The organism is Deltaproteobacteria bacterium, from assembly GCA_016219225.1.
Taxonomy (GTDB): Bacteria; Desulfobacterota; RBG-13-43-22; order RBG-13-43-22; family RBG-13-43-22; genus RBG-13-43-22.
In genome coordinates this window covers 1-8,804 of the sequence record JACRBX010000069.1, presented here as the reverse complement: position 1 = coordinate 8,804, position 8,804 = coordinate 1, and the positions used below count along the sequence as shown (strand labels likewise).

11 protein-coding genes are annotated in these 8,804 nt (G+C 47.5%); all 11 read left to right on the top strand.

The features are described 5' to 3' along the window. The first annotated feature begins 190 nt into the window (after nt 1–190). Complete coding sequence (locus HY879_05765) at nt 191–571, top strand: hypothetical protein (GenBank protein MBI5602844.1); 381 nt, start codon at nt 191–193, stop codon at nt 569–571. Between the two features lie 14 nt (nt 572–585). Continuing rightward, nucleotides 586–1,884: a flagellar hook protein FlgE gene (locus HY879_05760; protein MBI5602843.1), complete on the top strand. Its 1,299-nt coding sequence runs from the start codon at nt 586–588 to the stop codon at nt 1,882–1,884. A gap of 328 nt (nt 1,885–2,212) precedes the next feature. Then, nucleotides 2,213–2,728 carry a flagellar basal body-associated FliL family protein gene (locus HY879_05755; protein ID MBI5602842.1) on the top strand — a complete coding sequence of 172 codons (516 nt, stop codon included), beginning with the start codon at nt 2,213–2,215 and terminating at the stop codon, nt 2,726–2,728. Continuing rightward, the gene (fliM, locus tag HY879_05750) at nt 2,725–3,702 is read left to right on the top strand and encodes a flagellar motor switch protein FliM (protein MBI5602841.1); all 978 of its coding nucleotides are present in this window, start codon (nt 2,725–2,727) and stop codon (nt 3,700–3,702) included. The genes HY879_05755 and fliM overlap by 4 nt, the downstream gene beginning before the upstream one ends. A gap of 9 nt (nt 3,703–3,711) precedes the next feature. Next, a complete protein-coding gene (gene fliN / locus HY879_05745; protein ID MBI5602840.1) occupies nt 3,712–4,047 on the top strand; it encodes a flagellar motor switch protein FliN in 336 nt (111 codons plus the stop codon). Further along, entirely contained in the window at nt 4,047–4,358 is a 312-nt protein-coding gene (locus HY879_05740; GenBank protein MBI5602839.1) for a flagellar biosynthetic protein FliO, read from the top strand. The genes fliN and HY879_05740 overlap by 1 nt, the downstream gene beginning before the upstream one ends. Continuing rightward, nucleotides 4,351–5,013, top strand: coding sequence for a flagellar type III secretion system pore protein FliP (gene fliP, locus HY879_05735; protein ID MBI5602838.1), 663 nt, complete (start codon nt 4,351–4,353; stop codon nt 5,011–5,013). The genes HY879_05740 and fliP overlap by 8 nt, the downstream gene beginning before the upstream one ends. Beyond that, nucleotides 5,010–5,279: a flagellar biosynthesis protein FliQ gene (gene fliQ / locus HY879_05730; GenBank protein MBI5602837.1), complete on the top strand. Its 270-nt coding sequence runs from the start codon at nt 5,010–5,012 to the stop codon at nt 5,277–5,279. The genes fliP and fliQ overlap by 4 nt, the downstream gene beginning before the upstream one ends. Nucleotides 5,280–5,291: 12 nt before the next feature. Further along, on the top strand, nt 5,292–6,053 hold the full coding sequence (fliR, locus tag HY879_05725) for a flagellar biosynthetic protein FliR (GenBank protein ID MBI5602836.1): 762 nt from the start codon (nt 5,292–5,294) through the stop codon (nt 6,051–6,053). Nucleotides 6,054–6,060: 7 nt separating this feature from the next. Continuing rightward, the gene (locus HY879_05720; GenBank protein ID MBI5602835.1) at nt 6,061–7,098 is read left to right on the top strand and encodes an EscU/YscU/HrcU family type III secretion system export apparatus switch protein; all 1,038 of its coding nucleotides are present in this window, start codon (nt 6,061–6,063) and stop codon (nt 7,096–7,098) included. A gap of 49 nt (nt 7,099–7,147) precedes the next feature. Further along, a partial coding sequence (flhA, locus tag HY879_05715) for a flagellar biosynthesis protein FlhA (protein MBI5602834.1) occupies nt 7,148–8,804 on the top strand: 1,657 nt, incomplete at its 3' end.

Below are 8,804 nucleotides of genomic sequence, written 5' to 3'. Positions count from 1 at the left end.
GAATTGGGGAAAGAAGGATTGCAGATAGGGGAATTCTCCGTTTCATTAAAAAACCAGGGAAGAGAACAAAATCAGAACCAACCCATCCAAACCGAATACCGGGTTCAATCACTGGGAGCCTTGGATGGCACCGGCGGTCCCCTTATCGACAATAACCATTTGATCCATATTATTATTTGAAGGAGGCCCTATGACGATTGCAGCAGCAGGAAGCACCACGGCAGGAAGTACCGGTATTTTGGATAAAAATACCTTCTTACAGCTTTTTACCACCCAGTTGAGGAATCAAGATCCTTTAAACCCCATGGACGCAACAGCCTTTACTGCCCAGTTGGCCCAATTCAGTTCTTTAGAACAACTTTATAATGTCAATACGAATCTTAACAATCTGGTGACCTCCCAAAATTCCATCCAGAATGGCATGCTGGTCAATCTTATCGGGAAAACGGTCACCCTTCAGGATGGATCTTCCGGAAAGGTAAAAGAGATCAGTATCAATGGGACCAGTACCACGTTAACTCTTGACACGAATAAAACGGTTTTATTTACCGATATAACAAAAATATCTTAAAGGAGGTTGGAAATATGTTGACATCTCTTTATACCGGGATCAGCGGCATGAGTGCCAACAGCACGGCCCTGGCCGTTGTGGGGGACAATATCGCCAATTTGAATACGGTCGGGTTTAAAGGCTCTCGGGTAAACTTCGGGGATGTATTAAGCCAGACCATCACCGGAGTGGCTGGATCTTCCCAGGTGGGTCGTGGGGTGACAGTAAACAAGGTTTCGGCCCAGTTTTCCCAAGGGTCTTTTGAGACTACCACCAGTGTCCTGGACCTGGCCGTTGATGGCGACGGTTTTTTTATTGTCAATAACGGGAGCTCCAATTATTACACCCGGGCCGGTCAGTTTTCATTGGACAAGAATGGGAATGTGGTCAATTCGGATGGCTACCTCTTACAAGGTTTTATGGTCGATAGCAGCGGGAATGTTCTTGGAAGCACGGGAAATTTGAATTTTTCCAGTCAACAAAGTGCAGCCAATGCAACGACCACAGCCACGATCAGTGTCAATCTGGACGCCTCTTCAACCGTCCCAACTGCGGCCTTCACCCTGGATGGGAATGGGGATGGAATTGCCAATGATCCGGCCAATTATAACCATTCCACTACGATCAAAGTCTATGATTCCCTGGGGGGAGCCCATGATGTAACCTTGTATTTCAGTAAGACCGCTGCCGGGGCCTGGACAGTCAATTATGTCCACCAGGATCCGGCCGACTCCAGCTTATTGGTCCAGGCCGGGACGCAAAGCCTGACCTTTGGTACCGATGGGTCCCTGGTTGATGATGGCAGCGGAACACCCATAGCCTTTAACTTCGGCGCCAGTGTGGTTACGCCGCAGTCCGTCGCCTTCAACTATGGTACCGGAACCGGGGAAACCCCTGCCGGGACCGGCTTCGACGGTACGACCCAATTTTCATCCTCCTTCAGCGTCACCCAACAAATCCAGGACGGCTATGGGGCCGGTGCGGTTTCCAACATCAGCATCGCGCAAGACGGGGTTGTTACGGCCAGTTTTACCAACGGCCAATCCCGGATCGTTGGACAGGTGGCCCTGGCACGGTTCATAGACCCTGGCAGTCTGGCCAAGTTAGGGAAAAATCTCTATGCAGAGACTTATAATTCCGGCCAAGCCATAGTCGCTAACCCGGGAACTTCTGGAACGGGCCGGGTATTATCCAATACCCTGGAGTTGAGCAATGTGGACCTGGCCCAGGAATTTGTTAAATTGATCTCGGCCCAAAGGGCCTTCCAGGCCAATTCCCGGATTATTACTGCGACGGATGAATTATTGCAGGAGTTGATCAACCTTAAAAGGTAAAGGATGACGAAATTTTTTCTGTTGCGAGTTGCCTGTTGCGTGTTACGAGTTGGTAGAGAAAGGATTCCTCTCGCTTAATTTGTAACCCGCAACTCGCAACAGTATCAAGGTTAGAAATAAATTCTCCTATAATCCCTTTCCCCTCTTAAATTCTCTTCAGTTAAAAAACCAGCACCGAGTCACTTCTTTGACGCACTAAACCACTCTGCCGGGTGCTTTCCTTCTATTATTCCCTTATATTTCATTGTTTTTTAGTTCGGCATGATATTTGAAAGATAAGAAGATCAAGATAACCGAAGGATCTGAAATTGTACTGAGGGGATATAATATGGCTAACGAAAAGGCTGATATCATGATCGACGAAATGGGGGATGGGACTCCGGAGAAAAAGACCGCCCCCAAAAAAGGCCTGGGGATGAAGATGATGATCCTGGTGGGGGGTGTGGTCCTGCTTTTGGGGGGTGGGGGGTATGTCGGTTATTCCATGCTGTCCCATGAAAAAGACAAAGCCCCCAAAACCGCTCATGAAGAAAAAAAGGGGCCGGAGAAAATGGCCCTCGTTTCCATGGAACCTTTTATCCTCAATCTGGCCGACCCGGGAAGACATCTTAAGGTGTCGATTCAGTTTGAATTGAAGGATGAAAAAGATGATGCCAAGGTCAAAGAAAGAACCCCGAAATTAAGGGATTTGATCATTATGCTGTTGAGCAGCAAAACGGTGGATTCTGTTTCTTCGGCGGAAGGGAAATTTCAGTTGAAGGATGAGATTTTACTTCGGGCCAATCAGGCCATGGAAAAGGAGCTTTTTAAAAATGTCTATTTCACGGATTTTGTGATGCAATGAATAACCTCCTCTCCCAAGATGAAGTGGATGCCCTGCTCAAGGGGATGGATTCGGGAGAAATAGAAACCGAATCTAAAAAAGGGACCCCCGGCGAGTTACGAAATTTTGATTTCACCTCTTATGAGCGGGTCATTCGGGGACGGATGCCCGGGTTGGAGATGGCCAATGAACGGTTTGGGCGGTTTTTTCGAAATTCCATTTCCAATATCATTATGAAATTCGTCGACGTCCATATCCAGGGCCATGATTTGATAAAATTCGGGGAATTCATGAGGACCCTCCCCCTGCCGTCGAGTATCAATATCTTTAAAATGGAACCCCTGAAAGGCTTTGCTCTTTTTGTTATTGAGGCCCCCATGGTCTTCGCTTTTGTCGATTATTTTTTCGGGGGAGGGAGCAAACCCTGGGTGAAAAGCGAAGGCCGGTATTTTACCCCTATCGAACAAAGGATTATCAAAAAGATCGTCACCACCGCCTTGAACGATTTGACTACCGCCTGGCAGGGGATCATCCCCATGGAACCCGAACATGTCGGTTCGGAAATGAATCCCCAGTTTGTGACTATCGTTACCCCTTCGGAAGCGGTTATCAAGATAGAAATACATATTGAAATGGAAAATTTTGTCGGCAAGGTATTTTTTTGTATCCCCTATTCGATGGTTGAACCGATCAAGGATAAGTTGTTTTCCGGTATCCGAAGCGATGTCATGTCGCAAGATCAACGTTGGATCCAAAGATTGAGTGAAATTTTAAAAGAATCTTATGTCAATTTGGAAGTGGAAATCGGCCAGGCTGAATTATCCCTTCGGGATCTGGTCAATCTGGACGTAGGTAATGTGCTCACCCTGCAAAATTCTATCTCCGATGATTTGGCCGTTCGAGTGGAGGGGGTCCGGAAAATGCAAGGAACAGCCGGTTACAGCCGGGGGAATCAAGCCGTTAAGATTACCAGATTCCTGGATAGAAAAAATTAAGGAGACTCTATGGAGCAAAAACCGGAACAGAAAGAGCAAGAAGTTAATTTCGAGGAATTGAGTGGAAATAAACCCTCGGGAACCCAGCGGGATTTGGATTTCCTTTTAGATATTCCCCTGATGGTCTCCGTGGAATTGGGCCGGACCAGGATGTTAATCAATGACCTGCTCCAATTAGGGCAGGGGTCGGTAGTTGAACTGGAAAAACTGGCCGGGGAACCCATGGAAATTTATGTCAACAACCGGTTGATCGCCCGGGGCGAAGTGGTGGTGGTCAACGAAAAGTTCGGGGTCAGACTGACCGATATCGTCAGTCCCTCCGAAAGGATCAAACAGATCAGATAATGGACGGATCACTATCCTTTATTACAGCCTTGATAGGGCTGATTTTGTCGATGGGGGTTTTCGGGTTTTTGTACCGCCGGAAACAGAAACATTCCAATATCATTAATTTAGTGGCCTATCAATCCCTGGGGGCTAAAAAAGGTGTGGCCGCCCTTCAGGTGGGGAACGAAATACTGGTCTTGGGTATCATGCCGAACGGATTGAGAGTCCTTAAAACTTTGGAGGCCAAAGAGGTGTTGGAGCCAAGGGAAGAGCCTTATTCGGAAAGAATCCAAAAGCTGCGCAGGCTGAAAGAAGCCGTCGATGAATAACGCTTTAGATCTCAACAAGGTATTCGATTTGAACAATCCGGTCCTGTCCATCTTTTTTATTATCAGCCTCCTGTCCATTCTGCCCGGTATCCTGGTCATGCTGACCTCCTTTACCCGCATTGTGGTGGTCCTTTCCCTGTTACGTCAGGGATTGGGGGCTCAACAGATTCCGCCCAATCCGGTCATTATCGGCCTTTCTTTGTTTTTGACCCTTTTTGTTATGTCTCCAACCATCAATGCCATTAATAAGGATGCCGTTCAACCCTACACCGAGAAAAAAATCTCTTTCACCCAGGCCTTTCAGCGGGCCGAGCCTTCTATTAAAAAATTTATGCTGAAACAGACCCGCCAAAAGGACATCGCCCTTTTCCTGAAACTCTCCAAAGAAAAGGCGCCGGCCAGATTTGAAGACCTTTCCCTTAAAATATTGATTCCGGCCTTTGCCATCAGCGAATTAAAGACGGCTTTTGAAATCGGGTTTTTGATTTTTCTCCCCTTTCTTCTGATTGATATGGTGGTGGCCAGCATTTTATTATCCATGGGTATGATGATGCTTCCCCCGGTAATGATATCGCTGCCCTTCAAGTTATTGCTGTTCGTTTTGGTGGATGGTTGGAATTTAATCATCGGTTCTCTCGTTAGGACTTTTCAATGACCTCGGAATTATTAAAAGAGATTTTTTTGGATTTATTCATGACGATTCTGTTAAGCGCCGGACCGATCCTGCTGGTCAGTCTACTGGTAGGCTTGATCATCAGCTTTCTGCAGGCCGTGACCCAAATCCAGGAATTTACTTTAACTTTTATTCCTAAAATTCTGGCCGTCTTCCTTTGTTTTTATCTGCTGTTGCCCTGGATGGCCAAGGTCGTCACCCAATATACAACCAACCTTATCGAAAATATCCCGATGTATGTTAAATAAAGGAACGGTTCCTTGAATAACCTCGGCGACTTAACCCATTATTTTTCGAATTTTCTGATTCTCTTCATCCGTCTGGGGGTCATCTTATCTTTCCTGCCTTTTTTGAGCGGAAAGCAGGTTCCCAGGCAGTTTAAGGCTGGATTGATCATTACCCTGGCCTATGTCCTGGCGCCCGTGATTACCATGGAAATAAAAACCTCGGACCTTCCGACCATTATTGTTCAGGAGCTCCTGTTGGGATTGACCATCGGTTTTGCCGTCCGGCTTATTTTTTGGGGGGTGGAGCTGGCCGGGACGCTGATCAGTGATGCTATGGGGATTTCGATGGCCACCATGTTTAACCCGGAAATAGGGCAGTCCACGGAAATATCGACCCTTTTGGGGCTGATAGCTATGTTGCTCTTTTTGACCTTGGATCTTCATCATGATTTGCTCTATATGATCGTCAAGAGTTATGAAATTATCCCGGTCACCAAAATTCAGGTGGACACCCTGTGGGTTAATGGGATTTCCCTCAGCGGTCAGATTTTTGTTATGGGACTTAAAATTGCCGCTCCGGTCCTGGTTGGCATGATTATTGTCAATATCCTGATGGGCTTTATCTATAAAGCCGCTCCCCAGATCAATATCTTTTTCGTCAGTATGCCCGTCCATTTGTTTGTGGGACTGTTGATCTTATTGTTTTCTACTCCCCTCCTGATCCATTTTTTGGAAGTCCGGTTTTCAGGTTTAAACGAAGAGATTAACCGAATCATTATAATGGCCAAAGGATAAGGGCATCATGGCAGAAAACCAGCAGGACCGCACTGAAAAAGCAACCCCGCGAAAACGGCAAAAGGCCCGTGAAAAAGGACAAGTCCCCAAAAGCCGCGATCTGATTGCCATCGGTAATATGGGCGGGATCCTCCTGGTTTTTTATTACGGGATTACCCCTTTTTGGGAAAAAATAAGCGGGGTCACGACCGCTTTGTTGAGTTTACAATACGGGAGGGACCCTTTTCTGGTTTTTAGGATGGCCTCCTTCGAAACGATTCGTATCCTGGTCCCCTTTTTCCTGGTTATCGTTGTGGCCTCCATAGGGCTGAACCTCTTACAAGGGGGACTGGTCTTCAAACCGCTCCAGTTGGAATTCAAAAAACTGAACCCTCTGAGCGGCTTTAAGAATATTTATTCCACCAATGGTTTTACGGAATCCATGAAAAACCTGGTCAAGTTTCTGGTCGGAGCCTTTCTGATCTATCATTTCATACGGAAGAGCCTGGAGCTGTTCCCCTTGTTAATGAATTTGGAGATGATGGAATTGGCCAAAACCGCCGGGCATTTAATCCTGAGGGCTTTTGTTTATGGCTTCTTTTTTTATCTCGTCCTGGCTATCCTGGATTATTTCTTACAAAAACGGAAATTTGATCAATCCCTGCGGATGAGCAAATATGAAATTAAGGAAGAAGCCAAAGAGGTGGAAGGGAACCCCCTGATCAAATCCCGCCTCCGCAGTTTGCAGCGGGAAATGGCCCGACGTCGCATGATGGAAGAAGTCCCCAAGGCCGCTGTGATCATAACCAACCCCCAACATCTGGCCATTGCCCTGCACTACCGGGATAAGGAAATGGCAGCCCCGAAAATAGTGGCCAAGGGTGCGGATCTGGTGGCGCAAAGAATCAAGGAGCTGGGCCGTAAATCCGGTATTCCGATCGTGGAAGATAAACCCCTGGCCAGGGTATTATTTAAACTGGAGCTGAATACTTATATTCCTCCGGACTTGTATAAGGCCGTGGCCAAGATTATCGCTCACATCTATAAGATGAAGAAGATCGCCTGATGCCGTCGACTGATTTGAGTGGTTTAATGCCCATAAACAGGAATGCGCTATGACTCTGATGGACCGGATGAAAAACAGGGAAGGGATCGGGGTGGCTGTTGCCATGATGGGTATCCTGGGGCTTATGCTCCTCCCGATTCCACCGTTTTTGTTGGATCTTTTTCTTTCTCTTTCGATCGCTCTTTCGGTCGTCATCATGATCACTTCGGTCTTTGTCAATAAACCCCTGGATTTTTCCATATTTCCGTCCCTTTTGTTGTTGACGACCCTGTATCGGCTTTCCTTAAATATTGCCTCCACCAAATTGGTCTTGTTGCGAGGCAATGAAGGGGTTGATGCGGCCGGGCAGGTTATCAAATCATTCGGGAATTTTGTGGTCAGTGGAAATTATGCGGTCGGTTTAATTATTTTCATCATCATTGTAGTCATCAATTTTGTGGTCATTACCAAGGGGGCCGGGAGAATCGCCGAAGTGGCCGCCCGCTTTACTTTGGATGCCATGCCGGGTAAGCAGATGGCCATTGATGCCGACCTGAATAGCGGGCTTATCGATGAAGCCGAAGCCAGAAGGCGGCGGTCCACGATTTCCCAGGAAGCGGATTTTTACGGGGCCATGGACGGGGCCAGTAAATTTGTTCGGGGGGATGCCATTGCCGGATTGGTGATCACGGGCATTAACATTCTGGGAGGGTTTATTATCGGGGTCCTGCAATTAGGGCTTCCGGTTGTCGAGGCGGCGCAGACCTATACTATTTTAACGGTTGGGGATGGGTTGGTTTCTCAAATTCCGGCGCTCCTGATATCAGCGGCGGCCGGTATCGTAGTCAGCCGGGCCGGCTCGGAAACCGACCTCGGAAAGGATCTTACCAGGCAGCTCCTGGTCAATCCCAAAACGTTAGCCACCGCCTCCGGCATATTATTTGTTTTCGGCTTTATCCCCGGTCTCCCCCATATTCCTTTTCTGATGATTTCAGCCCTGACCGGCGGCATGGCCTATTTTCTGAAACAACCGGCTGCCAAGGCCATCCAGGAGGAGAAAACGCAAGGTCTGACGGAAGAGCCTCAAATTGAATCTTTCCTGGAAATGGATCCTCTGACCCTGGAGATCGGGTATGGATTGATCCCTCTGGTTGAAGGCGACGGAGAACTCCTCAATAAGATAAAGGGAATGAGAAGGCAGTTGGCCTCCGATCTGGGGTTTGTGGTCCCTCCGATTCACATTAAAGACAATCTCCAACTCCGCCCGCATGAATACCTTTTGTTAATCAAAGGGATCGAATTGACCCGGGGTGAGATTATGAGTAACCATTGGCTGGCCGTCGGTTCGGGAGAGGCTGAAAATATTAAAGGGGTCCCGACCAAAGAGCCGGCTTTCGGGTTACCCGCCCTTTGGATTGAAGCCCAGGAGATGGAAAAAGCGCAAATGGCCGGTTTTATGGTGGTTGATTTATCGACCGTAATAGCCACCCATCTTACCGAACTGATCAAAAAATACGGTTGGGAACTCTTAACGCGGAACGAAGTCCAAAATATGTTAGACCGGGTAGCCAAAGCCTATCCCAAGATCGTCGATGAATTAATTCCGTTCCATATGCCCCTGGGGGGGGTGCAGCGGGTATTACAAAATTTGCTCAGGGAGCAGGTTCCCATAAAGGATATGGTTTCTATTCTGGAAACCTTGCTGGATTATTCTCCTTCCATTAAGG